The sequence below is a fragment of the Streptomyces sp. NPDC054794 genome, assembly GCF_053611585.1.
Window position 1 is genome coordinate 154,626 of sequence record NZ_JBSHAQ010000004.1, and the last position, 24,880, is coordinate 179,505.

Annotated in this window: 25 protein-coding genes; 15 read left to right on the top strand and 10 right to left on the bottom strand. The window is 70.8% G+C overall.

What is annotated here, in order from left to right:
- Positions 1-62 precede the first annotated feature (62 nt).
- Entirely contained in the window at positions 63-812 is a 750-nt protein-coding gene (locus ACWGKT_RS05690; protein WP_453272602.1) for an FAD binding domain-containing protein, read from the bottom strand.
- A gap of 273 nt (positions 813-1,085) precedes the next feature.
- On the opposite strand from ACWGKT_RS05690, the gene ACWGKT_RS05695 reads away from it, so the two are divergent.
- The 5 genes from ACWGKT_RS05695 to ACWGKT_RS05715 all read left to right on the top strand — a co-directional run bounded on the left by ACWGKT_RS05695 (position 1,086) and on the right by ACWGKT_RS05715 (position 5,374).
- Positions 1,086-1,565, top strand: a complete 480-nt coding sequence (locus tag ACWGKT_RS05695) for an SRPBCC family protein (RefSeq protein ID WP_356141037.1) — start codon at positions 1,086-1,088, stop codon at positions 1,563-1,565.
- Positions 1,566-1,639: 74 nt separating this feature from the next.
- On the top strand, positions 1,640-2,122 hold the full coding sequence (locus ACWGKT_RS05700) for a hypothetical protein (protein ID WP_453272603.1): 483 nt from the start codon (positions 1,640-1,642) through the stop codon (positions 2,120-2,122).
- A gap of 287 nt (positions 2,123-2,409) precedes the next feature.
- On the top strand, positions 2,410-2,928 hold the full coding sequence (locus ACWGKT_RS05705) for a hypothetical protein (protein WP_453272604.1): 519 nt from the start codon (positions 2,410-2,412) through the stop codon (positions 2,926-2,928).
- Positions 2,929-3,094: 166 nt separating this feature from the next.
- A complete protein-coding gene (locus ACWGKT_RS05710; protein WP_453272605.1) occupies positions 3,095-4,144 on the top strand; it encodes a terpene synthase family protein in 1,050 nt (349 codons plus the stop codon).
- A gap of 66 nt (positions 4,145-4,210) precedes the next feature.
- Entirely contained in the window at positions 4,211-5,374 is a 1,164-nt protein-coding gene (locus tag ACWGKT_RS05715) for a hypothetical protein (protein WP_453272606.1), read from the top strand.
- A gap of 18 nt (positions 5,375-5,392) precedes the next feature.
- Here the strand turns inward: ACWGKT_RS05715 and ACWGKT_RS05720 are convergent, their stop codons facing one another.
- Both ACWGKT_RS05720 and ACWGKT_RS05725 read right to left on the bottom strand, forming a co-directional pair.
- Entirely contained in the window at positions 5,393-6,403 is a 1,011-nt protein-coding gene (locus ACWGKT_RS05720; protein WP_453272607.1) for a zinc-dependent alcohol dehydrogenase, read from the bottom strand.
- Positions 6,396-6,836 carry a tautomerase family protein gene (locus tag ACWGKT_RS05725; protein WP_453272608.1) on the bottom strand — a complete coding sequence of 147 codons (441 nt, stop codon included), beginning with the start codon at positions 6,834-6,836 and terminating at the stop codon, positions 6,396-6,398. Before ACWGKT_RS05725 ends, ACWGKT_RS05720 begins: the two co-directional genes overlap by 8 nt.
- Before the next feature lie 120 nt (positions 6,837-6,956).
- On the opposite strand from ACWGKT_RS05725, the gene ACWGKT_RS05730 reads away from it, so the two are divergent.
- The 6 genes from ACWGKT_RS05730 (at position 6,957) to ACWGKT_RS05755 (ending at position 12,760) form a co-directional block, all read left to right on the top strand.
- The gene (locus tag ACWGKT_RS05730; RefSeq protein ID WP_453272609.1) at positions 6,957-7,538 is read left to right on the top strand and encodes a TetR/AcrR family transcriptional regulator; all 582 of its coding nucleotides are present in this window, start codon (positions 6,957-6,959) and stop codon (positions 7,536-7,538) included.
- Positions 7,539-7,635: 97 nt separating this feature from the next.
- Positions 7,636-7,971: a hypothetical protein gene (locus ACWGKT_RS05735; protein WP_453272716.1), complete on the top strand. Its 336-nt coding sequence runs from the start codon at positions 7,636-7,638 to the stop codon at positions 7,969-7,971.
- 323 nt (positions 7,972-8,294) lie between these two features.
- Positions 8,295-9,521 carry an acyl-CoA dehydrogenase family protein gene (locus ACWGKT_RS05740; RefSeq protein WP_453272610.1) on the top strand — a complete coding sequence of 409 codons (1,227 nt, stop codon included), beginning with the start codon at positions 8,295-8,297 and terminating at the stop codon, positions 9,519-9,521.
- A gap of 5 nt (positions 9,522-9,526) precedes the next feature.
- Positions 9,527-10,759 (top strand): CaiB/BaiF CoA transferase family protein, encoded by a 1,233-nt coding sequence (locus tag ACWGKT_RS05745; RefSeq protein WP_453272611.1) that lies wholly within the window; start codon positions 9,527-9,529, stop codon positions 10,757-10,759.
- Positions 10,760-10,880: 121 nt separating this feature from the next.
- Complete coding sequence (locus ACWGKT_RS05750) at positions 10,881-11,870, top strand: 3-hydroxyacyl-CoA dehydrogenase NAD-binding domain-containing protein (RefSeq protein WP_453272612.1); 990 nt, start codon at positions 10,881-10,883, stop codon at positions 11,868-11,870.
- A complete protein-coding gene (locus tag ACWGKT_RS05755) occupies positions 11,867-12,760 on the top strand; it encodes a 3-hydroxyacyl-CoA dehydrogenase (RefSeq protein WP_356141013.1) in 894 nt (297 codons plus the stop codon). The genes ACWGKT_RS05750 and ACWGKT_RS05755 overlap by 4 nt, the downstream gene beginning before the upstream one ends.
- Positions 12,761-12,767: 7 nt before the next feature.
- Here the strand turns inward: ACWGKT_RS05755 and ACWGKT_RS05760 are convergent, their stop codons facing one another.
- Both ACWGKT_RS05760 and ACWGKT_RS05765 read right to left on the bottom strand, forming a co-directional pair.
- Complete coding sequence (locus tag ACWGKT_RS05760; protein WP_453272613.1) at positions 12,768-12,986, bottom strand: hypothetical protein; 219 nt, start codon at positions 12,984-12,986, stop codon at positions 12,768-12,770.
- A 30-nt stretch (positions 12,987-13,016) separates the two neighbouring features.
- A complete protein-coding gene (locus ACWGKT_RS05765) occupies positions 13,017-13,250 on the bottom strand; it encodes an AhpC/TSA family protein (protein WP_453272614.1) in 234 nt (77 codons plus the stop codon).
- Between ACWGKT_RS05765 and ACWGKT_RS05770 the strand changes: the two genes are divergently transcribed.
- Positions 13,215-13,580 carry a TetR/AcrR family transcriptional regulator C-terminal domain-containing protein gene (locus ACWGKT_RS05770; RefSeq protein ID WP_453272615.1) on the top strand — a complete coding sequence of 122 codons (366 nt, stop codon included), beginning with the start codon at positions 13,215-13,217 and terminating at the stop codon, positions 13,578-13,580. The two genes, ACWGKT_RS05765 and ACWGKT_RS05770, sit on opposite strands and share 36 nt — an antisense overlap.
- 9 nt (positions 13,581-13,589) lie before the next feature.
- Here ACWGKT_RS05770 and ACWGKT_RS05775 read toward each other — a convergent pair whose 3' ends face one another.
- The 4 genes from ACWGKT_RS05775 to ACWGKT_RS05790 form a co-directional block, all read right to left on the bottom strand.
- Positions 13,590-14,003, bottom strand: a complete 414-nt coding sequence (locus ACWGKT_RS05775; protein WP_453272616.1) for a hypothetical protein — start codon at positions 14,001-14,003, stop codon at positions 13,590-13,592.
- Positions 14,004-14,295: 292 nt separating this feature from the next.
- Positions 14,296-16,767 carry a SpoIIE family protein phosphatase gene (locus tag ACWGKT_RS05780; protein ID WP_453272617.1) on the bottom strand — a complete coding sequence of 824 codons (2,472 nt, stop codon included), beginning with the start codon at positions 16,765-16,767 and terminating at the stop codon, positions 14,296-14,298.
- Between the two features lie 180 nt (positions 16,768-16,947).
- Positions 16,948-18,708 carry an MOSC domain-containing protein gene (locus ACWGKT_RS05785; protein WP_453272618.1) on the bottom strand — a complete coding sequence of 587 codons (1,761 nt, stop codon included), beginning with the start codon at positions 18,706-18,708 and terminating at the stop codon, positions 16,948-16,950.
- A 105-nt stretch (positions 18,709-18,813) separates the two neighbouring features.
- A complete protein-coding gene (locus ACWGKT_RS05790) occupies positions 18,814-19,338 on the bottom strand; it encodes a CGNR zinc finger domain-containing protein (protein WP_453272619.1) in 525 nt (174 codons plus the stop codon).
- A gap of 98 nt (positions 19,339-19,436) precedes the next feature.
- Here ACWGKT_RS05790 and ACWGKT_RS05795 point away from each other — a divergent pair, with 98 nt between their 5' ends.
- Together ACWGKT_RS05795 and ACWGKT_RS05800 are read left to right on the top strand one after the other, a co-directional pair.
- Positions 19,437-20,306: an alpha/beta fold hydrolase gene (locus tag ACWGKT_RS05795; protein WP_453272620.1), complete on the top strand. Its 870-nt coding sequence runs from the start codon at positions 19,437-19,439 to the stop codon at positions 20,304-20,306.
- Positions 20,307-20,403: 97 nt separating this feature from the next.
- Positions 20,404-21,264, top strand: a complete 861-nt coding sequence (locus ACWGKT_RS05800) for a DUF427 domain-containing protein (protein ID WP_453272621.1) — start codon at positions 20,404-20,406, stop codon at positions 21,262-21,264.
- Between the two features lie 33 nt (positions 21,265-21,297).
- Here ACWGKT_RS05800 and ACWGKT_RS05805 read toward each other — a convergent pair whose 3' ends face one another.
- Positions 21,298-23,616, bottom strand: coding sequence for a glycosyl hydrolase family 95 catalytic domain-containing protein (locus ACWGKT_RS05805; RefSeq protein WP_453272622.1), 2,319 nt, complete (start codon positions 23,614-23,616; stop codon positions 21,298-21,300).
- A gap of 215 nt (positions 23,617-23,831) precedes the next feature.
- On the opposite strand from ACWGKT_RS05805, the gene ACWGKT_RS05810 reads away from it, so the two are divergent.
- Positions 23,832-24,860, top strand: a complete 1,029-nt coding sequence (locus ACWGKT_RS05810) for an aldo/keto reductase (RefSeq protein WP_453272623.1) — start codon at positions 23,832-23,834, stop codon at positions 24,858-24,860.
- The last annotated feature ends 20 nt before the right edge of the window (positions 24,861-24,880 follow it).

Consider the following 24,880-nt stretch of genomic DNA (forward strand, 5'->3'; position numbering starts at 1 on the left):
CCATTGCACGTGTCACTGTGCCCTACTCGCTCGTACGGCGAGACATGTGCACGCGCCACTCATCATTCCCGGGGGTGCCGGCCCCCCGAGCGAGCCATGAGTGTCGCGACCTCTTCACCGATGACGTCCCAGGCCGTGGCGTGCAGGGAGCCGATCTCCGTGCCCCGCAGATCGTCGAGGATCTGCTCGGTGTCGGCGTCGCCATCGGCGTCGTACCCGGTGCTGTCGCTGATCACCTCGTAGCCGTCGCGAACGGCGACACGAAGGCGGGTGCGTCCCCCCTCGTCGTCGGCGTGCAGGGCGGTGGCGACGACCAGGGGCGGCTCCCCGCCGGCCTCGCCGGAGAACTTCCGGTACCCGCTGGCTATCGGTTCCTTCCAGTGGAGGCTGAGCAGGACGTGGCGCTTGGCCACGACCTCGGCCAGGTCGGTCTCGTAGAGGGAGCGTGCTCCGAGCACCGTGCATCGGGCGTCCAGTACGAGGGCCGGAGGCAGCAGGCAGCGCAGTGTGCTGCCGACGAGGTTGCCGCCGACCGTCGCGGTACGGCGCACGGCTCCCGTCCCCACCGAGGCCGCCGCCCGTCGCAGCACCTCCGGCAAGGGATCGCCGATCTGATTCAGCATCACGGCGGCCCCCAGCGCCTCATGCCCGACGACGTTGGCCTCCGGTACGTCACGCAGGGAAACGGCCTGGTCGGGAAAGCCGTCGCGTTGCCAGACGGCCCACACGAGGGTGGCGCCGCCGATCGGCACCGCCCCCTCGGAGAGGCACTCCTGCGCTTCGGACACGGACTTGGGGAGACGCAACAGCACGGGAGCGGACCTGCTTTCCTCGAACGCTGGGCCATGCGTGACGCATTGACTCAGCCAGATGACCGCCGACATGGCGCATTCTGCCCACGCACGCGGGGGCGCATACAGGGCTCACCGTTGCCCGCGACGCGCCCATCGGGCGGCCGGCGTCCAGGCCGGGGCGCTCCGCGTTGACATTATGCAGGTAGCTACCTGCATAATGGAGGTGCAAGCCTCGCGGTTGGACGCTGCGCGAGCGATCAGCGCCATGAAGAACAGGCAGAGGAGTACGTCATGACCGATGCATCCACATCCGTACCGGCCTACGTCTACGTGACCTACATCCGCGCGAGCGCGGAGCAGGTGTGGCAGGCACTGACGGACGCGGACCTGACGGCGCGCTACTGGGGACACGCCAACGTTTCGGACTGGCAGCCCGGCTCGTCCTGGGAGCACCGGCGCGTCGACGGGTCGGGCGCCGTCGATGTCGTCGGTGAGGTGCTCAAGGCCGAGCCCCCCACGCGCCTGGTGATCACCTTCGAGGACTCGCCGGACGCCGAACCGTCGAGGGAGCCGTCGGTGGTGACCTTCCTCGTGGAGCCGCACCAGGACATCGTCCGCCTCACGGTGACCCACGAGAACCTGCCCAACCTGGACATGCGCAAGGGCATTTCGCACGGCTGGCCCGCCGTGCTGGCGAACCTCAAGTCGCTGCTGGAGACCGGCGACGTCCTCCCGCAGGCGCCGTGGGAGATGTACCGCGCGCACACGTGAGACGGCGGTCGCCCCAGCCCTTCGCGCATCCGTTCCGCCTCCCACCGCGCACGTCCGCAGAAAGAAGAGACACGATGGACACCACCAAGCTTCGGGACGCCTACGGTGCCCTGCTGGACGCCGCCGCCACGGTGGCCGACTCCGGTGACACGCCGCCCGTGCCGCCGGCCGGCGAGTGGAACGCCGACCAGATCCTGGCGCACGTCTCCCTGATCAACGCCGCCACCATCACCGCGGTGTCCTCCCTCGCCTCGGGTGCGGTCACCACGTACGACAACCGTGCCGCGCTCGACACCTGGACCCTCGAACGCGTCATCGCGCTCGCCGGTGGCAACGCGGGGCTCCAGGACCGCATCCGCATCCAGGCGGACGCCCTGTGCGCCCTCGGCGGTCCGATGCTGAGCGACGCGGAACTCGACACCGTGCTGCCCACCCTGCTCCTGTCCGACGACAAGCTCCTGCTCGATCGGCCCGTGCCGCTCAGGGACCTCCTCGCGGGCCTCGCGGAGGTGGAGCTCCCCGGTCATACGCGGCAGCTTCTGAGCCTGCTGCCGTAGGGCGGCTCGGGCAGCCGCCGGCCCTGACCGCGCTGCGCGGCGAGGCCCTCGTGGACGTCATCATCTGCCGCCAAGTCACCTGTTCGGATCAAGAGCCGCGGCACGATCGAGTCAGGACCCGGGGCTCGGTCGCGTCCGAGGCCAGGACCGTGATCCCAGGTGTGCACGGGCCCGCGCGGCGGGTGTTGAGGTGTCCCGCCCCAAGAGTGTGCTGATGCGGTGGCCGCGCGGCGGTGTGACGCTCAGAGTGTCCCGTCTCGCGATGGATGCACAGCAGCGAGGTCAGCATGTCCAAGGCCACTGGAACCGCCAAGCTCCGACTCGACCCGACCGTGTGGAGCGGACTCGAAGACGCCGGAATCACCGTCACCGCGGTGGCGCCGGCCGCACCGCTCGACGACGCGACCGCCCCCGGCGCGCACTTCACCGTGGGCAGCGCGGAGGTGAGCGCGATCGGCAAGGGGTACGCCGGCTTCGAGGGCGGGCTACGGCTGGAGGACGCCGCCGGAGCCTTCATCGAGCTGACCGACCCTCAAGGGACGCTTCCCGCCGGGAAGGTCGTGTTCGCGGTCAAGACAAGCACGGACGGCAGCAGACAGCGCATCGAGGCGTTCGGCTACTCCCTGCTCAAGTCCCTCCGGGCCAACGCCTTGGAGACGTCGTTCAGCGTCGAGGACACCGAGCTGAAGGTGACGTCCGACTTCGCCGCCCTTCTCTCCGGCGTCCTCGACGGAGCCGTGGTGGACGCCGGTTCCGTCTTCGCCACGGCGTCGGCCCAGTTCACCTTCAAGCCGAACCGTCTCTGACCGGCACGTCCCGCCGGTGCCGGGCCACTGCCGCCCGGCAACCGGCCGGGTGCCCGACCCTGCCTGTCTCAGCGGATCACCGTCAGTCCACGGGGGCTCCTCCCGGCGCGGCCACGCCGACCATGGGAGCGGGAGGGCTGCACTCGTACCCGGGAGTGAGTTGGGGATGATTGCGGAACGGACAGTGCCCGCCGTGTGGTGCCCGCTCCCCTCGGCGATTCATCCGTCGTGGCAGCGGATCCATGAGGACGCGGTCGACTGGATGATGCGCATGCGGCTGTACCGGTCCCCGGCCCAGCTGTCACGCAACGCCTCTTCCGGCGCCGGTGAGTTGGCCTCCCGCGTCGCGGCGGACGCCGACGAGGAACCCATACGGCTCTACGCGCACTTCCTCATATGGCTGTTTTCCTTCGACGACGAGTGGTGCAGCGAGGGCCGCTACGGTGCGAGCCCCGAGGAGTTGGCCGTACTCGCCGCCCGGCTGCTGCGGGTGGCCGAGACACCCGGGCCCGAGCGGATGTTCGGCGACGAACCGTGGACCACCGCGCTGCGGGACATCCGGTCGCGCCTCGCCTGCGTCGCCTCCGACACCCAGATCGCCCGCTGGGCGCACGCGATGCGGATGTACCTGTTCGGCCAGGTGTGGGAGGCCGGGCTTCGGGCGAAGGGGCTGGTCCCCGACCTCAACGACTACATGGCCATGCGCATCCACTCCGGCGGGCTCGGCCCCTGCGCGGCCCTGCTCGACGTCCTGCACGGTCAGGAAGCCACCCCGGCCGAACTCCACCGACCCGAGGTCAAGGCGCTGACCGAGATGATGTCCATCATGGTGGGGGTCGACAACGACATCATCTCCCAGCACAAGGAGTCCCGCCGCAGCACCCAACCGCTGCGCCTCCTCAACGTCCTGACGCGCCATCACCAGCTCACCCAGGACGAGGCGGTCGAGGAGGTCATCGCGCTGCGGGACCAGGTGCTGACCCGGTATCTGGCGCTTCGGCGCGACACCGGCCAGGACGCCGCCCCCGGCCTTGCCGCGTACCTGACGGGCCTGGACCGATGGATCCGCGCCAACCTCGACTGGTCATACACCTGCGCCCGCTACATCCACCCCGAAGACCCCGTCACCATGCCGTGCGCCACGCTCGCGGCCCCGCGCCCCGGCCCCGCCCGCGAACGCCTGTGTATCCCCTCCATCAGCTGGTGGTGGACGTGAACGCGACGGATGCGCCACTGAGTCCCGGCACTTGGACGGTGCCGTGCCACCTGCTGGGAGGGCCGCATGAACATGAATGACCTCCGCCGTACGCTCCGGGGGTCCACCTGCGGTCGCGAGCCGTCCGGGACGCCGGACGAGGTTCCCGTGGTGGCGTTCCCCATGCCCGTCCCCGCGATGTCGCCGGCCACGGCGTCCTCGGGTCCGAAGGCCGCCGCGCTTCGCGCGCAGCTCGCCGAGACCCTGACCGCGGCGGACCCATGGAGCGGCCGGGCGGCGCTGCCGCCCCTCCTCCTCACCGCCGCGGGACTCGCGGCGCGACTGCGGGAGGAACTCGGGGTGAGCGTGTCCGGGGCATCGGTCGAGGCGTCCGTCGAACCAGCCGACACACCCGTCCACTCCGACTTCCGTACGCGCACGCTGCCCCTGACCGCCTGCCAGACGCTTGCCGAGGGTCTGGGCGTCCTGGGCCGCGCCGTCCTGGACCTGGCTCACACTCCGCTCGGCGCTCATGACGCGGTGGCCGAACTGGCCGCCCTGCGGCAGGCGATGGAGTACTGGGCGGACGCCGCGGGAGTCGGCTCGGCCGAAACGGAGATCCGGCCGTCGCGCACCGCATCGCTCCCTCCCCCCGAGGCCCAGGGGGAACCCCCGCTCGGTGCGGGTGCGGAGCGATGGTTCATCGGTCACCACAGCCGCTTCTTCCTGGAAGCGACCGCCGCCGCGCTCCTCACCCGCGCCGTCACCCATGTACGGCGCCGGCAGCCGGAACGTGCCGCGGCCGCCCTGACGCAGGCGACCGTGTGCGTCCAGGGCATGCCCGCCGCCGTCGCCCACGCCTGCGCGCTGCCGGCGGCGCATCACGGCGACGAGACCACACCCCCCGAACCGGACAGCCCCGACCGACCGCGGCCCCTGAGCGGTCGGACGCACCTGACCTACCGCCACTACCGGCAGGCACTCGCCCGAGTCCTCACGGAACTGCCCACGCCCGCCGCGGAACTCCGCGACCAGCACCCCGGCCTGGCCCACGCCCGGACCGGTCTGCTCCACGCCGACCTCATCGACGGCGAGCGCCACGTCCACATCGCCTACACCCTGCTGGGTACGGCCGGCTCTTCGGCCCAGCACCCCGTCGCCCCCACCAACGCAGTCACGGAGCTACGCCGCATCAGCCACCACCGCGCCCGCCAGTACGCTCCGCTGCTGCGCCCGCCCGATCGCTCCTGACACTCACCGGTGGGGCGTTCACCCATCGGCCCGGACGAAGACGGGCTTGAGGTGTCTTTCCGGCAGCGCGGTCGGCAGGTCCTCCCAGTCGATGACTTGGGAGACGACCCGTTCGGGGGCGACCTTGCCGGAGGCGGCCAGGGCCAGGGCGTCGGGAATGTGGGCGCGTACGTTGTCGCGGGCGACGCGCAGCGTGACGCCGGTGAGGTACATGTCGAGCAGGGGCAGTTCGCCGGGGCGGAAGTGGTTGCCCGCGCTCTCGCAGATCCCCTCCGGGGCAAGGCACTTGACGGCCAGGGCGAGGTGGTCGACACGACCGGTGGCCTCCACGGCGATGTCGAAGCCCTGCGGGATCGGTTCCAGGACTTCGGCGGTGGCGGCCCCGAAGGCGCGGGCTAGGTCACGGTGTTCGGGCTCGGGATCGACGTAGAGCACGTCGGAGGCGCCGAGCGCGCGGGCGATGTCGCAGACGTACAGGCCGATGCTGCCGCGGGCCACGACCAGCACCCGGGCTCCTGGGCGCGCCTGGAGATGGGGCGCGACCAGGCGCCAGGCCAGGGACCAGTTGTCGCTGGCCGAGGCCATGGCGACCGGGTCGAGGCCGCTGGGCAGCGGCACCGGCATGGCGTCGGCGTAGGGCACCCGGACCAGGTCGGAGAAGAGCCCGCCCCAGGTGCCGCCGATCGGTGCGCCGTACATCGCCATGTACGGCACGGCAGTGCAGTGCGCGGTCAGTCCTGCCCGACAGCGGTCGCAGGTACCGCAGTTGATGGACCAGGGCACCACGACCAGGTCGCCGGGGGCTACGGCGGTGACGGCGTCGCCGGTCTCCACGACCCTGGCGACGCACTCGTGCCCGAGGGCGAAGGGCGGCTCGACGAAGCTGTGACCGGCCAGGATCGAGGAGTCCACGTCGCAGGGGGTCGCCGCCACCGGCGCGACGATCGCCGCCCGCCCGGACCGGAGCTTCGGGTCGGGCGCCTCACGCCATTCGACCGTGCGCCGGGCGACGTAGGTCAGCTCACGCATCGCTGTTGCCCGCCTCGCCTCGCCCGGCCAGGGCGACGAGGTCGGCGTAGCGGATGACGGAGCCGCCCGCGCCCCAGGTGCCGTCGGGCTGTTCGTGCACCAGCACCCACACCCGCAGGGCGTCGTCCGGGGTGAGTCCGGCGGCGGTCAGTACGGTCCGCGTCGCCTCCTCGACCAAGCCCGCCTTGCGGCGCTCGGACAGGGCGCCCTGCGGGACGGTGACCTCCACCAGGAAGCGGGGCGCGTCGTCCTCGGCGGTGGTCTGCGCGCCCTCCGGCAGCTCGACGAGGTAGCTCCACGCCTGGGCGCGGAAGAACGCGGTGTCCGGTGCGCCCTCCCAGCGCAGCAGCACCGAGGCGAGGTCGCGCTGAACACTGTGGCGGCCCTGTTCGGTCAGGGCGCCGGCCGGGGCGGTGAGCCGGATCGACGGCATGGGCGTGCCTCTCTTCCGTTCGTTCGACGGCGTACGAGGTCTATGACACTCGTTATAGACGGCGGTCACGCTAGACTATGACGGTCGTTATAGCCAGTGGGGTCGGAAGGGATCGCGTACGTGACACAGCCCAGCGGGACAGCGCGCGAGCGGATCGTGGCCGGTGCGGCCGACATGATCAGTCGGCGCGGCCTGAACGCGACGAGCATTCGCGAGACGGCCAAGCACGCCCGGGCGCCGCTCGGCTCGACGTACCACTACTTCCCCGAGGGCAAGCAGCAGCTGGCCACCGAGGCCGTCCGGTACACGGGAGACCTCATCGCCCGAAGTCTGCGCAAGGAGCTCGAAGCCGGTCCGGTGGCCGGACTGCGCGCCTTCCTCGGCCTGTGGCGCAAGATCGTGGTCGACACCGACTTCCGGGCCGGCTGCCCCGTCCTCGCCGTCTCCATCGAGGAGCCCCCCACCGACGAGACGCCCGCCGCTCTGCTGGCCGCCGCCGCAGTCTTCGAAGAGTGGGAGAGCCTGCTGGCCGCCTCACTGCGCGACCACGGCGCCGAGCCCGAGGAGGCGGCCCAGCTCGCGACCCTCATCGTCGCGGCCGTCGAGGGAACGGTGGCCATGTGCCGAGCCAAGCGCAGCACACAGCCCCTCGACCGCACCGCCGAGCAGTTGCAGGCGCTCATTCTCGGAACGTGTCGCTGAGCGCAATCCAAATCGGCGCCGCCGACGTACAGGAGGCAGGGCCACTCTCGTGCCGCCGAGAGCCGCGCGAGACGATGAAGGAAGGGGCGTGTCCATCATGCGAGCACACAGCGTGAGGCGTCTCGTCGCGGTGTCCGCGGCCGGTCTGGTGATGGCCGGCGGCGCCGCCGTCGGCGCGGCGGGTACGGCGGAGGCGGCAGCCCCTGCCGTGCACACCCGGGTGACCACCGACTCGTGCTTCGGCCACGACGACTGGCGCTGCTTCGACCACGGCGGGTTCGGCTTCAACCACGGTGGGTTCGGCTTCGGCCGGCCCGGGTTCTGCTTCAATCACCCCGGGTTCTGCTTCAACAACGGCTTTGGCCACCGCTTCGATCACCGCTTCGATCACCGCTTCAACAACGGATCCTTCGTGATCATCTTGGTCCGATAACCGTGTCGCACGGCGTCCTGCGGCAGCACCGCGCGCAGGACACCGCGGGGATCACCGGGTTCTGACGTTTCCACGGTCCGTCCCACTCCGGGACGGACCGTTCCGCATGCCGCCGTGGCCATCGTCGCGGTCCCCGTCGCCCCGCCTCACCCCACCCCGACCTGGGGCAACGGGCCACTCGGGTGGTCCCCGACGCAAACGGCAGCCGTGGGCGGCGCGGGTCCGGGGGACCGACCTGCGATCAGCGTTTAATCGCGCCGCAGAACCGTTACGCCGGGCGCGGAGTTCCGAGCCATGCCCCCAGCGCGCGAGGGAGATTTGCCATGAGCGGCACCAAGGAGTTGCCCACACCGTCCGGTCCGTACCTGGACAGTGGAGCACTGCCCGCCGACTTCTACGCCTTCGAGGAGCTGCTGTCGGATGCGGAGCGGGAGAAGATCGAGTCCGTCCGTGCGTTCCTCCGCACGAAGGCCGCCCCGATCGTCGACGACTACTGGTCGCGGGCCGAGTTCCCCTTCCAACTGGTCGAGGGCTTCGGCGGGCTCGGTCTGCTGAACTTTGCCGACCCGGACTCCTCGGAATCGAAGCCGGGCAACCTCTTCGCGGGGTTCCTCGCGATGGAGCTCGGGCACGCCGACGCGTCGTTGGCGACGTTCTTCGGCGTGCACTCGGGTCTGGCCATGGGCACCATCCTCAGCTGCGGCTCCGAGGAACAGAGGCGGCGGTGGCTGCCCGCGATGAGCCGCTTCGAGAAGATCGGCGCGTTCGCGCTGACCGAGCCGCACGGCGGCTCCGACGTGGCCGGCGGACTGCGGACGACCGCGCGGCGTGACGGCGACGGATGGATCCTCGACGGATCCAAGCGGTGGATCGGCAACGCCACGTTCGCCGACCTGGTCGTCGTCTGGGCCCGCGATGTCGAGACGAAGCACGTCCTCGGGTTCGTCGTGGAGAAGGACACCCCCGGGTTCACCGCGACGAAGATCGAGAACAAGATGGCGCTGCGGATCGTGCAGAACGCCGACATCGTCCTCGACAACTGCCGTGTTCCGGAGGCCAACCGGCTGCAGAACGCGAACTCGTTCAAGGACACCGCCGAGATCCTGCGCCGGACGCGCAGCGGGGTGGCGTGGCAGTCGGTGGGAGTGATGTTCGGCGCCTACGAGATCGCCCTGGAGTACTCGAAGGTGCGCGAGCAGTTCGGGCGCCCGATCGGCAGCTTCCAGCTCGTGCAGGACCTGCTGGTGAAGATGCTCGGCAACGCCACGGCCTCGTGCGGGATGGTGACGCGCCTGGCCCAGTTGCAGGACGCCGGGGTCTACCGGGACGAGCAGTCCGCCCTGGCCAAGGCCTACTGCACCGTGCGGATGCGCGAGAGCGTGGGGTGGGCTCGGGAACTGCTGGCCGGCAACGGCATCGTTCTCGACTACCAGGTCGGCCGCTTCGTCGCCGATGCCGAGGCCCTCTACTCGTACGAAGGCACTCGGGAGATCCAGACACTGATCGTCGGACGTGCCGTCACCGGCGGCCTGAGCGCCTTCGTGAGGTGACGACGATGACGAGCGAATCCGTGTTTACCAGCCTCAAGGTGCTCGACGTGTCGAGCTTCATCGCGGGTCCCGCCGCGGCCACCGTGCTCTCCGACTTCGGAGCGGAGGTCATCAAGGTCGAGCCGCCGGGACAGGGCGACCCCCAGCGGCGGCTGAGCGCCCTGCCGCCCAGCCCCCGGGCACAGGCCAACTACAGCTGGCACCTCGCCAACCGCAACAAGCGCGGCATGGTCATCGACCTGAAGTCCCCGGCGGGCACCAGGATCCTCAAGCGCCTCGTCGAGTGGGCCGACGTCGTCATCACCAACTTCCCGCACGGCACACGCGAGAAGCTGCACCTCGGCTACGACGAGGTCTCGGCCTGGAACCCGAAGGTCGTCTACGCCGACATCACGGGTTTCGGGGACGCCGGTCCCGACGCCACGCAGCCGGGCTTCGACCTGACCGCCTACTGGTCGCGCAGCGGGCTGCTGGCCTCCACCCGCGACGCGGGAGCCCCGCCGACGGTGCCCGTGTGGGGCAGCGGCGACTACATGTCGGGCATCGCGATCTACGCGGCGATCGTGACCGCCCTGTACCGCCGCGAGCGGACGGGACAGGGGAGCAGTGTCGGGACGTCGCTGCTGGCCGCGGGTGTCTGGGCCACGGGAACGCTGGTGTCCGGAGCGCTCGCGAACGGTACGCCGTTCCAGCTCCATGACCGCAAGGCGCCGGTCAACCCGTTGGTCAACCCGTACACGACCTCGGACGGCGAGTGGTTCATGCTGGTCGCCTCACCTCAGCACTGGCCCGGTCTGACGCGGGCCATCGGGCACCCCGACCTGCTGGGGGACCCCCGGTTCGCGGACGTCGAGGGCTTCGCCAAGAACTCCGCCGTACTGTCCCAGCTGCTCGACACCGAGTTCCGCGCGCGGCCCTTCGCCCACTGGAAGGACGTACTGGACCAGGAACGCATCACCTACAGCCTTATTCAGACGCCGGAGGAGACCGCGCGGGATCCACAGCTGCGCGCCAACGACATCGTCGTCCCGCTCGAAGGGGTCAGCGGGCTGGAGTACACCGTCAACAGCCCGGTCAACCTGCGAGGCGTCCCGAAGGTCCCGGCCAAGCGGGCACCGGACCTGGGCGAGCACAACGACGAGATCCTCGCCGAGCTGGGATTCGGGGCCGCCGAGATCGAGGAGCTGCGGACCGAGGGAGCGATCCCCGCGGCGACGGAAGCGGGGGCTTCGGGATGAGCCCGGCGCGCGCGGCGGCCGAGGCACTGCTCCACGGGCACCGCCGCGGCGTGCCGACCGTACGCGTGCCGTCCCCGTCCTCGCACCGTTCGCGTCCGACTCCCAGGAGCAGTGACCAGCCATGAATGCGCACAGAGCCGTGCACCGCGTGGCGATCGTCGGGACCGGCACCATCGGTGCCAGCTGGGCGACGCACTGTCTCGTCCGCGGCTTCGACGTGACGGCCACCGATCCCGCCCCCACCGCGGAGGAGGCCCTGCGGTCGTACGTGGCGGCGGCCTGGGACGCGGCCGCCTCGATCGGGCTCGCGCCCGGCGCCTCGCCCGATCGCCTGAGCTTCACCGCGGACATGCGCGAGGCCGTAGGGGACGCCGACTTCGTCCAGGAGAACGCGCCGGAGCGACCCGAGCTCAAGGTCAAGCTGTTCGCCGACATCGACGACGCCACGCCGCCGGACGCGATCATCGCGTCGAGTTCGTCGGGCATCACGATGAGCGCCATCCAGGCCGGGTGCCGGCGCCCGGAGCGGACCGTCATCGGGCACCCCTTCAACCCCCCGCACATCGTCCCGCTGGTCGAGGTCGTCGGCGGAACGAAGACCGCTCCGGAGACGATCCGGGAGGCCATGGCGTTCTACGCCGCGATCGGCAAGAAGCCGATCCACCTCAAGAAGGAGCTGCCCGGGCACGTCGCCAACCGGATCCAGGCCGCGCTGTACCGCGAGGTCGTCTACCTGGTCCAGCAGGGCGTGCTGGACGTGGCCGACTCCGACGACGCGGTGTCCTGGGGGCCGGGGCTCCGCTGGGGCGTCATGGGTCCCCATCTGCTGTGGCATCTCGGTGGGGGAGCGGGCGGCATCCAGCACTTCATGGAGACCCTCATGCCGCGGATGGTGCAGTCCTGGCAGGACCTGGGCACGCCCGAGTTCACGCCGGAGCTCGGGGCAACGATCGTCAACGGCGTGCTGGCGGAGGCGGACGGACACTCGGTGGACGAACTCGCCGCCCGGCGCGACGCGATGCTCTCGGCCCTGTTGGCCGTGCGCGCCGAGCACGATCCGTCCGGAGCGCGCGGCGCCGCGGCCGGCCGCCCCGGGAAGGACGCACCGTGACGCGCGGCCAGGAGAGACTGTTCGTCCTTGAGGCCAGCAGCGGCGGCCGCCTGTTCTCCGTGAACCCCGACGGCTCCGACAAGAAGGTGATCGTCTCCGGGTGCCGGATCCCCGACGGGGTCGCCGTCGACGTCGCCGCCGGGCACGTCTACTGGACGAACATGGGCGTTCCCGCGGAGAACGACGGCTCGATCGAGCGCGTGGACCTGGACGGGGGCGACCGGACGACGATCGTCCCCAGTGGCGGCACGCACACGCCGAAGCAACTCCACTTCGACGCCGTCGGGCGGAAGTTGTACTGGGGCGACCGCGAGGGCATGCGCGTGATGCGCTGTGACCTGGACGGCTCGAACGTCGAGACCCTCGTCCAGACGGGACAGGGGGCGGACGACCAGCGCGACGAGACCAAGTGGTGCGTGGGAGTCGCCGTCGACCCGGCCGCCGGTCACCTCTACTGGTCCCAGAAGGGCCCGAGTGACGCGGGGCTCGGGAGGATCCTGCGGGCCGGGATCGACCTGCCCGCCGGACAGAGCCCGGCCGAACGCGGCGACATCGAGGTGCTGTTCGACGGCCTGCCGGAGCCGATCGACCTGGAGTTCGACCTCGCGGAGCGCACGCTGTACTGGACGGACCGCGGGGACCCGCCGCGGGGCAACACCGTGAACCGCGCGCCGATGGACTCGCCGGACGGGCCCGGGACTCCCGAGATCCTGGTGACCCACCTCATGGAGGGAATCGGCCTCGCCCTCGATCCGGACGACGGCCACATGTACGTGACCGACCTGGCCGGGAACATCTACGCGGCCGACCTCGACGGGTCGAACCAGAAGGAGATCCTTCTCCTCCAGGGCAACCTCACCGGCATCGCCCATGCCGTGCTGCCGGCCTGACCGTCACCTACCGAGCCGCGGGCTTCGCGCAGGGTGCATGCGGTGTACGGGTCGCCGCCAGCCCCAGCAATTCGTCGACCGACCACTGGTCGTAGGCGTGCTCGCCGTACTTGGCGGCGAGCACGCAGCCGTCGGGTGCGATGAGGAAGTCGGCGGGAAGGCCGAGCCGGCCGCCGTGCGGGCGGGTCGCGGGCAGGCGCTCCCGCCCGCGGGCCACCTGCCACAAGCCGCTGACGACCGCCCGGACGATCGGCCCTCAGACGCGCGGGTTGAGCAGGGCGCGGGGCGACCGCTCCACACCGAACTCCACGTACAGCCGCTTGTCGGGGTCGGCGACGACGGCGAACGGGATGTCGGGGGTGTGGGGCCGGAGTTCGTCGGCGGGCGAGTGGAAGACGACGACCTCGCGGACTCCGGCGGCCTCGAGCTCCTCGTGCCGCCGTACCTCGAGGTCATGGCGCGGCGCCTGCGCGACGCCGTGGGCGCCCACCCCGCGGTCGTCCCCCTCACCATCACCCACCGCCACCGCTCCCTCGCGGGGCTGCGCTGGTCGGAGACCGTGCTCGCCATCCTCACCGCGGCGGGGATCGAGGGCGAGCGACGGGTCATCGCCCTGCGTGGACTGCTCAGTTACGTCATCGGCGCGATCCAACTCGAACACCTCGGGGCGCTGTCCGGCCCGGGCACGGTGGCCATCGCCTCGTTGCCGCGCGAGGAGTTCCCGTACATGAGCGAGACCGCCCGGCACGCCCGAAAGGTCGGCGCGGACCGGGAGTTCCTGGGCGGGCTCGCCATGCTGCTCGACGGCCTCGGTGCGTGAGCCGCCGCTTCAGGCGACGGATGAGCCCCTCGGGTGACGGGTCGGTTCGCCGGAGGTCAGCCACCGCCAGCGTCGGCGCTCCGTGACGAGGGTGACGACGGCCATCAGGGTCACGAGCCCCGCCGCCCACACAGGCCACGCCAGCCACGAGGAAGCCACGGCCGCGACGAGTTGGAGAAGCACCAGAAGGATCGTGACCCAGCCCGGTACCGCGATGATCACGTGCACCTTGTCACCCGGGGTGGAGAAGCACGTGGGAAGACCGATCAGAACCACCACGGACAGAACGGCGAGCAGCCACGAGTGGCCTGCCAACGCCCAGGGAGTCGCCACCCAGGCGACGAGTTCCACCGCGAAGCGCAGAACGGACGCGGTGCGGTCGTCGGGCCGCGCCGAAATCGTTTCCCCAGCAGTGTCGGTCACCTGCGGACGATCTCACGACCCGAACCCAACGGCCAAGAGCCGGGGCGCCGTTGCCCGTCTCCGCGATCTCGAGTTCCACCAAGATACCGGCCCACCGCGGGCTCGCCCGTCACGACGACGAGCGGTGCGTGGCAGGGGCACGGGGTCTCCGTCCGGTACCGCCCGGCAGCACGCTGGAGCACTACCTGGATCAGGTGGGGCGGTACGAGATGCGCCGAGACGGCCGCTGACCGGTTCGCAGCCGCGTGGATCAGGGCGCGAAGGTCACCGGGTGGACGGTGTGACTCCCCGGCTAGCCCGTCTGCGCTGTCGCCGCCGTGTCGTCGAGGCCCGAGCCGGGCGGGAGCGGCTGCTCCGCCCAGATCGTCTTGCCCCGCTTGTGGTAGCGGGTGCCCCAGAGGTTGGCGAGCTGCGCGACCATGAACAGTCCGCGTCCTCCCTCGTCGGTGTCCAGGGCGCGCCGGATGTGCGGGGACGTGCTGCTGCCGTCGGAGACTTCGCAGATCAGGCTGCGGTCGCGGATCAGCCGCAGGGTGATGGGGGACGTGCCGTAGCGGATCGCGTTGGTGACCAGCTCACTGGCCAGCAGTTCGGTCGTGAAGGCCAGGTCGTCCAAGCCCCATGCGGCCAGTCTCCGCGTCACCAGACCACGTGCCCGGCCGGCCGACTCAGGTTCGGCGAGCAGCTCCCAGGACGCCTGGTGCTCGGGACTCAGGGCGCGCACCCGCGCCAGCAGCAGGGCCACGTCCTCCTGGAAGTGGTCCGGGAGGAGGCCACGCAGAATCTCGTCGCAGAGACCGTCGAGCCCTTCGGGCCGGCCGGCATCCTCCGCGCCCGAGGCCGGTCGGCGCGAGGACAGCGTCGAGCGGAGCCGCGCCAGGGTCTCGTCGCTGCCGGCACAGGGCTTGCTCGGCCGCACCGTGTGCAGGATCAGGATGTCGCCGTCGGCGATCGAGACGTGCGCGTATTCGAACGGCATGCTGCTCGTGCCCAGCGGCGCGCCCAGGGGGACGTCGATGGGCTTCACCTCTCCGCCGGCGGCCAGCAGAGCCGGCGAGGGGTGGCCCGCGCTCGCCAGGGCGCAGGACCCCGTGATCGGATCGAAGATCGTGTACAGACAGGTGAGAGACCGCTCGTCGGCGTCCGGTGTGCTGCCCTGCTCGTCATGGAGCCGCCGGACCTGGTCGTCCAGATGCGTGAGCACTTCCTCGGGCGGGTAGTCCAGCTCGGCCAGGGTGCGCACGGCAGTTCGCAGCCGGGCCATCGTGACCGCGGCGTGCAGCCCGGGACCCCCGGCATCGCCCACCACCAGACCCACGCGCGCACCCGACAAGGGGATGACGTCGAACCACGCACCGCCCAGCACCACCTGCCCATTCGCCGGCAGATAGCGCGACGCGCTCTCCACGCAGCCGAGAACCGGCAGGTGCTGCGGCAGCAGACTGCGCTGCAGCGCAGTGGCCGTGGCGCGTTCGCGGCTGTAACGGCTCGCGTTGTCGATGCAGATCCCCGCCCGCGTCACGAACTCCTCGGCCAGCAGGACGTCGTCGGCCTCGAAGGGATGCACGCGGGCGAAGCGCACGAACACCGCCGCGCCCAACGCTGCACCGCGCGCGTACATCGGGACCACCAGCCAGGAGTGGACCCCGCGCGCGCCGACCTCCGCGGCCTGCGGCACCTCCACTCTCGCCAGCTGTTCGTCCAGCTCCGGGCCGGTCAGCAGAAGCGGCCTGCCCAGGGTGAAGGCCCGGAGGGTGGCCGATTCGGACACGGCGGCGAAGGGGTCGACCTCGCCCAGACCGACCGCCATGGCGGAGCATTCCCCGGGCAGTATCGTCTCGGCGGCCCGCCGGAGCGGCATCGTGTCCGGGATCGGCCCGCTCAGCGGTTCCCCGCCGGCGAAGACCGGCTCCAGTAGATTCACAAAAGCGAAGTCGGCGAACCATGGCACGGTCACATCGGTGAGTTCCTTGGCGGTGTGCAGGACGTCCAGCGTGCTGCCGATCCGGGCACTCGCCGCGTTCACCAGGTCCAGCCGTTCCCGCGCCCGGGCCTCCTCGGTGGTGTCGAACACCATGTGGGCCAGCGCGACCACCTCGCCGAAGCTGCTGCGCAGGGGCAGGATGCTCTCCGACCACACCCTGTCGCGGTCCGGCTCCCTGGGGTCACGGCCGCGCACTTCGGTACCGATCAGCGGCTTGCCGCTGGCGAAGACCTGCCTCTGGCGCTCCTCCAGCGAGTCGGCGTCCAGCAGCCCGGGCGGAGCCACCTCCCGCATGGTGCGGCCGATGATGCTGTCGGCGAAGCCCGGGGCACGGCTGTTGGAGCGGTTCTGGGCCAGGAACCGCAGCCGCGAGTCGAAGACGTCGATGATGAACGGCGACTCGGTGAACAGGCCTCTCATGAGTGCCTGCCGCAGTTCGTACTGGCGCATCGCGTCCGTGCTCTCGGCCTGGACGAGCCATTGCTCCGCGTCGTCGCGTGCGGAGCAGTGCGCCCACATCACGGCCCCCACCGCGTGGCCGTCCCGGTGTCGCAGCTTTGCCGCGCCGAGAAAGACGGTACCCCCGGCGGGGCGGAGGTCCGCGATCCGCTCCGCGTCGCTCCGGGTGCTCAGCAGACTCACCGCGGGCAGCCCCCGCGCCTGGGGTGCGGTGTAGCCGAGCAGGCGCTCCGCCCCGGGGCTCCAGCTGACCACCACGCCCCGTGCGTCCACGACGGCAAACGCGTCCCCCCGAGGCTGCACCAGGATGTCGGCAAACATCGCGTCGCACCGTCCGTAGTCCGTGCCCCCCGGAGCGTCCCGTCCGAGGCACCTACAGGTGAATTGTCCCTCCCCCCATGATCTGCACAAGGCCACGCCCACGGCCAGGCACCGACCGGACACGCGGCCTTCCGCTGACCCCCCGGCCCGCTGGTGACACCCAGCCCGGTCTCCGGCCGACTACAGGTCGAGGACGACTTCGGCGCTCGGTTCGCTGCAGCAGACGAGGACGGTGCCCTCCTCGGGGAGTTCGAGCGGTGGCGTGGTGTAGGTGACGTCGCCGGCCAGCAGGTGGGTGATGCAGGTGTGGCAGACGCCCGTGCGGCACGACCAGCGGGTGGGGACGTCGCAGGCCTCGGCGAGATCGAGGAGTGAGGTGTGGGCGGGCGACCACGGGGTGGTGATGCCGCTGCGGGCGAAGGTGACGAGGGGGCCGGCGCCCGGTGGACCGGGTGGCTGGTGCGGCCGAACCATCGCGGTGGGCGTGACACCGGGGTTGATCGCGGGTAGGGCGCTGAACTGTTCCGTATGGATCCGCTCGGCGCTCAGGCCGTGGTCGCGCAGATAGCCGGCCAGGTCGTCCATGAAGGCTGTCGGTCCGCAGAGGTAGGCGTCGGCTTCCGTCGGAATACCCAGGGCCGCGAGTGAGCGGGCGGTCGGCCGTCCCTGGGTGATGTGGGGCCCGTCCTCGCGTGCGGCTTCGGCGCTGTAGTAGATGTGCTCGTGCGCGTGGGGGAGTTGGACCAGCAGCGCGTGGGTCTCGTCCGCGAAGGCGTGGTGGGCGCGGTCGTGGGCGGTGTGGATCCACCAGACGGGGCGTGGGTCTCTGTTCGCGGCGAGTTGGTGGAGCATCGCCAGGACGGGAGTGGCACCGATCCCCGCCGAGAGGAGGACGATCGGGCGGGTGCCCTCTTCCAGGACGAACATCCCGCGGGGGCTGGCGATGTCCACGAGGTCCCCGGGGCGCAGTGCGGCATGAATGTAGCCGCTGACCGTCCCGTGGGGTTCGTGCTTCACGCTGATGCGGTAGCCGGCGGCTGTGGGCGCGGCGGACAGGGAGTAACTGCGCACCGTGGGGGCGGCGTCGCCGATGGCGAGGCGGACGGAGAGGTACTGGCCCGGGCGGGCCTCGGGAAGAGGCGTTCCGTCGGTGGTGTCGAGGTAGATCGACGACACGGTGGGGGTCTCGGGGACGACGCGGGTGACGCGCATGGTCCTGAAGCCCGGCCATCCCGGTTGTTTCCTGGGCTGTTGGGCGCTGCTGAGTTCGCCCGGCCAACCCGGCTCCTGCGTGGGCTGCTGGGCGGCGGCGAGTTCACGGAAGGACTGCTGCCAGCCGGGGCTGAGGGCGGGGATGTTCAGCGCTCTGCGGAGCCGCGCGGGGTCGCGGTCGGGGAGGTAGAGCAGCGCGTCGGTGTCGGCCACGCTGAGTTCCTCGGGGCCCTTGCGGGTCAGGGAGATCTCGTCGCCGGCCTCGACGTGTCCCTCGGTCAGGACACGCAGATAGAAGCCGGGGCGGTGGTGGGCGACCAGCAGCGAGGCCATCGTGGGCTCGCCCAGGCGCATGCCAACGCGATAACAGGTGACGCGGGGCTGGGTGACCTCGAATTCGGCTTCGCCGATGCGGTACCGGTCGCCGATGCACACTTCGTCGTCGGGCAGGCCGTCGACGGTGAAGTTCTCCCCGAACATCCCGAAGCTCAGGTCGTCGCGACCGAGGTGCTTCCGCCAGTACTGGTAGGACTGCACCTGGTAGACCAGCACGGCACGAATGTCACCGCCGTGCCCGGCCACGTCTCCCTGGCCGTCCCCGTCGATGTTCAGCCGACGCACCATGCGGGGGCCGTGCACGGGGGACTTCCAGGCTCCGGTGTGGACGGTTCTTCCCTGCCAGGGGACGTCCTTGGGCATGCCTACGTTGACGGACAGCAGCGTCGCCATCGCGGACCTCCTGCGAGGTGTCCGGTCGGGGCAGCTCATGGCGCTGTGATCCACGCCCTTCGGCCGATGGTAGTTCTTGCGCCGGTGCCGCCGCGATTCCGGTGATCATGCGGCCCCGGCCCCGGCCCCGTCGCGGGTGCGCCGGTGGTGGCGCCTGGCCTTCATCCGGTTGCCGCAGACGGCCATGGAGCACCAGCGGGCGGTGTTGGCCCTGCTGCGGTCGAGGAGGAATCGCCGGCACTCCGCGTTGGCGCAGGGCCGCAGTCGGCCGGGCATCGACTCCCGCAGCGCACCCCACGCCATGACCGCCGCCACCGCCGACCGGCGGGCCGCGTGGGCGGCCGGCTCCCAGGACAGCCCCGCGGGGGACACGAGCGGGCGGGCTGTGACGCCGTCGAGGAGCGGGGCCGGCGAGGCGGCCGGTGCGCTGCCGCGCGCGACGGCCTGCAGGGCATCGCGCGCCCGCACGAGGTGCCGGCGCTCCTGCGCGCTGCCGTTGCCGCCGTGCGCCACCTGCCAGCTCCTGGCCGTGTCCGGGTCCGCCAGTTCGTCCCGGACCACGCCGTTCACGACCGGCGTGGTGTTGAGGAGCTCCAGCAGCGCGTCCTGCTGCTCTCGGGTGCCCTCCATCCCTCACTCTCCTAACCATCAAAAGCTTCTTGACAGGTTAGTCTATGTGTGGTCGACTAAATGCATAACCACTAAAACTCCGCAGAGAGGTTAGGGCTATGGCCTCCGCAGTCCACCACCGCACCGCCACCGTCAACGGGCTTGAGGTCTTCTACCGGGAGGCCGGCGACCCGCAGGCGCCCGTCGTGGTGCTCCTTCACGGCTTCCCGACCAGCTCGCACATGTTCCGCCACCTGATCCCGGCGCTCGCGGACCGCTACCACGTCATCGCGCCCGACCACATCGGCTTCGGCCAGTCCGCGCTGCCCGCCCTGGGGGACTTCCCGTACACCTTCGACGCCCTCGCAGAGGTCACCTCCGGCCTGCTCAAGCACCTGGGCGTCGACCGGTTCGCGATGTACGTGCAGGACTACGGCGCCCCCATCGGCTGGCGACTCGCCCTCCAGGCCCCGGACCGCATCAGCGCGATCATCACCCAGAACGGCAACGGCTACGAGGAGGGCCTCGTCGAGCCCTTCTGGGAGGCGGTCCTCGCCTACGCCAAGGCCCCGGGACCGGACACCGAGGCGCCCATGCGGGACGCCCTGACCCTTGAGTCCACCCGCTGGCAGTACCTGAACGGAGTCGCCGACCCGAGCCTGGTCAGCCCCGACACCTGGCTCCACGACCAGGCACTGCTCGACCGGCCCGGCAACGACGAGATCCAGCTCAGGATCTTCCGCGACTACCCCACCAACATCGACCTCTACCCGCAGGTCCACCAGTACTTCCGTGACTCGCGGGTGCCGCTGCTGGCGGTCTGGGGCGCCAACGACGAGATCTTCGGCCCCGACGGCGCCACGGCGTTCCGCCAGGACCTGCCCGATGCCGAGGTCCACCTGCTCGACTCCGGGCACTTCGCCCTGGAGAGCCACCTCGACACCATCACCGAGCACATCCGCGACTTCCTCGGCCGCGTCCTCGCCTGACGCCCGGCGTCGACAACGGCCGCGGCGGCCGCGGATCACACCCCGGCCGCCGCGGCCGGCGGCAAGACCCGTCATCCGTACCCGCAAGGAATCCGCCATGGGACTGTCCTGGCAGCAAGGCCCCCTCTCCGCAGGCGCCCTCGGACACTTCCTCACCCCCGAACCCCTGCCCGAGCGCCTCCTGTTCGCCGAGCGGCTGCGCCGCCGCATGCGCGTCAGGTTCAACGACACCTGGATCGCCGACAGCGAGGACGTCGTCCTGCTGCACGAGCCGGGCCGCTACCCCGTCGCCTACTTCCCCCACGCGGACGTCGACGAGAAGGCCCTGGTCGCGAGCGACAAGGTCACCCACCACAAGGATCTCGGGGGCACCGCCTGGTACGCGGTAAGCGCCGGCGACCGCACCACGGAGCGCGCCGCCTGGGAGTTCACCGCACTGCCCGGACACGCCGCCGACCTCCAGGGCCGGATCGCGTTCGCCTGGCGCGCGATGGACGGCTTCTACGAGGAGGACGAACGCATCCTCGGCCACGCCGCGGACCCCTACCACCGCATCGACATCCGGAACACCGCCCGCACCCTGGAAGTCCGGCTCGGCGACACCGTGATCGCCCGTTCCGAACACCCCGTCGTGCTCTACGAATCCGGCTTCGCCCCGCGCTGGTACGTCCCGCGCGCCGACATCGACGAGAGCAGGCTGCGCCCGGTCGAGGGCCAGACCTTCTGCCCCTACAAGGGACTGTGCGACTACTACGACATCGGCGAAGCGCCCCGCGCGGCCTGGTCCTACCGAGACGCCTACCGTGAGGTCGAGCGGATCGACGACCTGGTGTCGTTCGAAGCGGACCAGGTGGAGGTCTACCTCGACGGCGAACGCCTGCACCTGGAGCCCGGGCAGAAGGTCGTCGCCCACGGCGTCGACCGTGGTCTCGACGCCGAGGAGGTCACGGCGCGCTGACCTCCTCGGGCGTCAATCCTCTTGCCGACGGGGTCAGATGAGGGGCAGTCCCCAACGGGGCGGGTCGCCGATCGGCTCCACGGGCAAGATCGTCAGGTCGGGCCGGTCGCCCCTCGTCGTGATCAGCGCCGTCTCGTGTCTGCCCAGGGTGATGCGGAGCGTGCCGTCACCGGCGTCGGCGTACGGCAGGGCACGCCCGCGCCCGTCCCGCACGTCGACCGGACCCACGATCCCGTGCCGTACGACGCAGGGCGCGCCCGCCTCGCTGACCAGCCGCACCCAGCGCGTGGCGCCGCCCCGGCGGAGCGCGCTCAGCAAGAAGGCGCCCTGAGTACGGAAGTGATGCACGGTCAGATCCGCCCAGGCCGCCGGCAGCGCCGGGAACACCCTGATGATCCCGCCCCACGACTGACACACCATGTCGTGCAGCGACTGGGCCGCAGACAGGGGCGTCTCGATGACCGGGCCGGACTCCTTGTACATCGTGTTGGGCTGAATGAAGCGCGTCATCAGCCGACCGAGGTACTTCAGCGCGTCCTCACCCTTGCCGAGCAGCGCCGACATCGAGGCGGCACCCGTGAAGGTGTAGCCCTGCAGGGCCCCCTCGAAGCCCACCCAGTGCGCCAGTGTCGTCTCGATCAGGGCGCGTTCCTCGGGGGTCCGGCCGGTCACCTCGTACAGCGGGTAGACCGCGAGCAGGTGCGAGTAGTGGCGGTGGGACTTCGCGAAGGGAAGATCCGCGCCGATCATGAAGCCGTTCACATTCGTCGGGTACGGCACCCGCTTCGCCAGCACGTCGCGCCAGCGGGGCGCCAACGGGTCGTCGATGCCGAGCAGTTCGGCGGATTCGAGCAGGGTCCGGCAGCCCCAGGTCAGCAGCATCAGGTCGTAGTTGCAATCGCGCGAGTTGCCGCCGTACTCCGGCGAGAAGGTGGCGGGCAGGTGCAGCTTGCCGTCCGGGCCGGGCTCCAGGAAGTGCAGGTAGTAGGTGATCGCCTTGCGCAGCAGGGGGAAGAGGACGTCCCGCAGGATCGACTCGTCCATGGTGTGGCGGTAGCTGAGCCAGACGTTGTGCAGTGCCCACGTCAGATTGCCGATCTCAGGGGTCGGCGGATCCTGGCCGGGGATGCCGACGCCGTAGCCGGTGAGGGTGCCGGCCGCGCCGTTGACCAGGTGGGGGTCGGTGGTGCGGGGGATGCCGAGCGAGTCGGCGCGGTAGGACGGCGCCACCTCCTTGGCGAGATTGTCCCGGAACTCGCTCAACGCCCGGGTGATCGCGTCGAGTTCGAGGTGGTTGGAGCCATGGATGAGCCAGTACTCCAACTGCGCGTTGAGGTTCCACCAGGTGTTGGGCCACGGGGTCGGCTCCAGCCAGGGGCCGCTCGTCGCCATGACGGGGGCGTCGCGGCGGGCGGCGGAGGCGGCCTTGTACAGCTGGATCCAGTAGAAGCGCTGGATACGGGCGTCCGGAAGGGACAGGAAGCTCTTGCGGTAGTAGGCGTGCCACCAGGCGCGATGGTCCACCGCCAGGGCGGAGTAGGGGAGCGGGTCCACGGCGCGGACCGCCTTCAGCGCCCGGTCCAGGGCGGTGGTCCGCGGATGGGAGTGCGCGACGTGCACGTACAGCGTCCGTGTCCGGCCCCTGGTCCGCTCCCGCCAGGCGGTGACGTGCTGTCCGCCCGCCAGCAGTGACTGTACGGCGGCGGTCACACCGTCGTGCTCGGCGACCTCGGCGGGCGGGTTGCCCCGGTAGCCGTCCGGCAGCGGCTTGAAGGCGGCCCGCGGACTGATCGCGTCCGCCGGGTGGAACACCCAGCGGAAGCCGCGCTCGCCCGCGCTCGGCGTCACCTCCACGGCGAGGACCGAGCGGTTGTTGTGGACCAGGGCGCGCAGGGCCAGCGTGCCTTGGTCGGTGGTGAGCGTGCCGGTCAGCTCGGCGTCGTGCAGCGCCAGCCGCCAGTCGAGACCGGTGATCTCGCCCACCGGTTCCAGGGTGAAGTACCCGACGGGCAGCCGGGCCAGGCCGAAGAGGGAGCCGAACTCGGGGCGGTGGTCCTGCACTTCGGAGTGCTGGACATTGAACCGCACCGCCTTCGTCGCGGCGCCCGGCTCGGCGTAGATCCCGGAACCGAGCAGGCCGTTGCCGAGGAACGGGCCCTCGTACCAGGTCGCCGGCATCCGCTGCCAGACCAGGTCGGCGTCGTCGAGGACGGTGCGCCAGGGGTCGGAGGTGGCCGCGGCGGCCGTGTCGGGGTCCGCCGCCGTCGCCTGCCCGGGGAGCCCGGCGGCCAACAGGGCGCCGCCCAGGGTGGATCCGGTGGCGAGAACAGTTCGTCTTGACGGGCTGGGCACGTTGCCTCCAGGCGGCTCGGTCACTCATCGGAGCTATCCCGCGATGCACCGTAGGTTCAGGTCACTTTTGCGTCAACGGGGTGGGATAGCTCCGATGTATCTGCCTGCTGGTTGTTAACCGGAGCGATGTTCCGTATCGTGTTTAGCGGAACGCTGTTCCGTTTGTGTCAGCGTACTGCGCCGCAGTCGGCGTCTGCCAACGCACGAGGAGAACCATGAAGTACCGCACGCTGGGCCGGACCGGCATCAAGGTCAGCCCGTACTGTCTGGGCGCGATGATGTTCGGCGCCATCGGCAACCCCGACCACGACGACTCGATCCGCATCATCCACAAGGCGCTGGATGCGGGTGTCAACTTCGTCGACACCGCCGACGCCTACTCGCGCGGCGAGTCCGAGGAGATCGTCGGCAAGGCCCTCAAGGGCCGCAGGGACAACGTCGTTCTGGCCACCAAGGCCCATCTCCCGATGGGGGACGACCCCAACCAGCAGGGCAACTCACGGCGTTGGCTGGTCCGTGCGCTGGAGGACTCCTTGCGCCGCCTGGGCACCGACCACGTCGATCTGTTCCAGATCCACCGGCCCGCACCGGACACCGACGTGGAGGAGACCCTCTCGGCCCTCACCGACCTGGTGCGCGCGGGAAAGGTGCGGGCCGTCGGCACCTCCTCCTTCCCCGCCTCGGACATCGTCGAGGCGCAGTGGGTCGCCGAGCGGCGCGGGCTGGTTCGGTTCCGCACCGAGCAGCCGACGTACTCGATCCTCAACCGCGGTATCGAGCGCGAGGTCCTGCCCGTCTGTGAGCGCTACGGCATGGGCGTCATGGTCTACAGCCCGCTCGCGGGAGGCCTGCTCACCGGCCGCTATCGCAAGGGCCGCCAGGCCGACAGCCACCGCGCCGGCTTCGGCTTCAAGCACCTGAGCGACGAGCGTCGGCTGGAGGCCGTCGAGCGGCTCATCCCCCTTGCCGAGGAGGCCGGGATGTCGCTGACGCACCTGGCGACGGCCTTCGCGATCGCCCACCCCGGCGTCACCTCCGCGATCATCGGACCGCGCACCATGGACCACCTCGACGACCTGCTCGCCGGCGCCAAGACCTCCCTGACCGACGACATCCTCGACCGGATCGACGCCATCGTGCCTCCCGGCACCGACGTCGGAACGCTCGACATGGCCTACAACCCACCGGCCATCCAGCGCACCGTGCTGCGCCGCCGCCTGCCCGACGAGCGCTCCGCCGTCTGACCCGGCCCCGGGAACCGCGC

What these genes read in the sequence shown, in the direction of transcription:
- ACWGKT_RS05695 (WP_356141037.1), top strand. Translation starts at nt 1,086, where the DNA reads ATGACCGATGCATCCACATCCGTACCGGCCTACGTCTACGTGACCTAC.
- ACWGKT_RS05710 (WP_453272605.1), top strand. Translation starts at nt 3,095, where the DNA reads ATGATTGCGGAACGGACAGTGCCCGCCGTGTGGTGCCCGCTCCCCTCG.
- ACWGKT_RS05705 (WP_453272604.1), top strand. Translation starts at nt 2,410, where the DNA reads ATGTCCAAGGCCACTGGAACCGCCAAGCTCCGACTCGACCCGACCGTG.
- ACWGKT_RS05810 (WP_453272623.1), top strand. Translation starts at nt 23,832, where the DNA reads ATGAAGTACCGCACGCTGGGCCGGACCGGCATCAAGGTCAGCCCGTAC.
- ACWGKT_RS05780 (WP_453272617.1), bottom strand. Translation starts at nt 16,767, where the DNA reads ATGTTTGCCGACATCCTGGTGCAGCCTCGGGGGGACGCGTTTGCCGTC.
- ACWGKT_RS05750 (WP_453272612.1), top strand. Translation starts at nt 10,881, where the DNA reads ATGAATGCGCACAGAGCCGTGCACCGCGTGGCGATCGTCGGGACCGGC.
- ACWGKT_RS05800 (WP_453272621.1), top strand. Translation starts at nt 20,404, where the DNA reads ATGGGACTGTCCTGGCAGCAAGGCCCCCTCTCCGCAGGCGCCCTCGGA.
- ACWGKT_RS05720 (WP_453272607.1), bottom strand. Translation starts at nt 6,403, where the DNA reads ATGCGTGAGCTGACCTACGTCGCCCGGCGCACGGTCGAATGGCGTGAG.
- ACWGKT_RS05770 (WP_453272615.1), top strand. Translation starts at nt 13,215, where the DNA reads ATGGCGCGGCGCCTGCGCGACGCCGTGGGCGCCCACCCCGCGGTCGTC.
- ACWGKT_RS05790 (WP_453272619.1), bottom strand. Translation starts at nt 19,338, where the DNA reads ATGGAGGGCACCCGAGAGCAGCAGGACGCGCTGCTGGAGCTCCTCAAC.
- ACWGKT_RS05740 (WP_453272610.1), top strand. Translation starts at nt 8,295, where the DNA reads ATGAGCGGCACCAAGGAGTTGCCCACACCGTCCGGTCCGTACCTGGAC.
- ACWGKT_RS05735 (WP_453272716.1), top strand. Translation starts at nt 7,636, where the DNA reads ATGCGAGCACACAGCGTGAGGCGTCTCGTCGCGGTGTCCGCGGCCGGT.
- ACWGKT_RS05700 (WP_453272603.1), top strand. Translation starts at nt 1,640, where the DNA reads ATGGACACCACCAAGCTTCGGGACGCCTACGGTGCCCTGCTGGACGCC.
- ACWGKT_RS05785 (WP_453272618.1), bottom strand. Translation starts at nt 18,708, where the DNA reads ATGGCGACGCTGCTGTCCGTCAACGTAGGCATGCCCAAGGACGTCCCC.
- ACWGKT_RS05725 (WP_453272608.1), bottom strand. Translation starts at nt 6,836, where the DNA reads ATGCCGTCGATCCGGCTCACCGCCCCGGCCGGCGCCCTGACCGAACAG.
- ACWGKT_RS05795 (WP_453272620.1), top strand. Translation starts at nt 19,437, where the DNA reads ATGGCCTCCGCAGTCCACCACCGCACCGCCACCGTCAACGGGCTTGAG.
- ACWGKT_RS05745 (WP_453272611.1), top strand. Translation starts at nt 9,527, where the DNA reads ATGACGAGCGAATCCGTGTTTACCAGCCTCAAGGTGCTCGACGTGTCG.
- ACWGKT_RS05715 (WP_453272606.1), top strand. Translation starts at nt 4,211, where the DNA reads ATGAACATGAATGACCTCCGCCGTACGCTCCGGGGGTCCACCTGCGGT.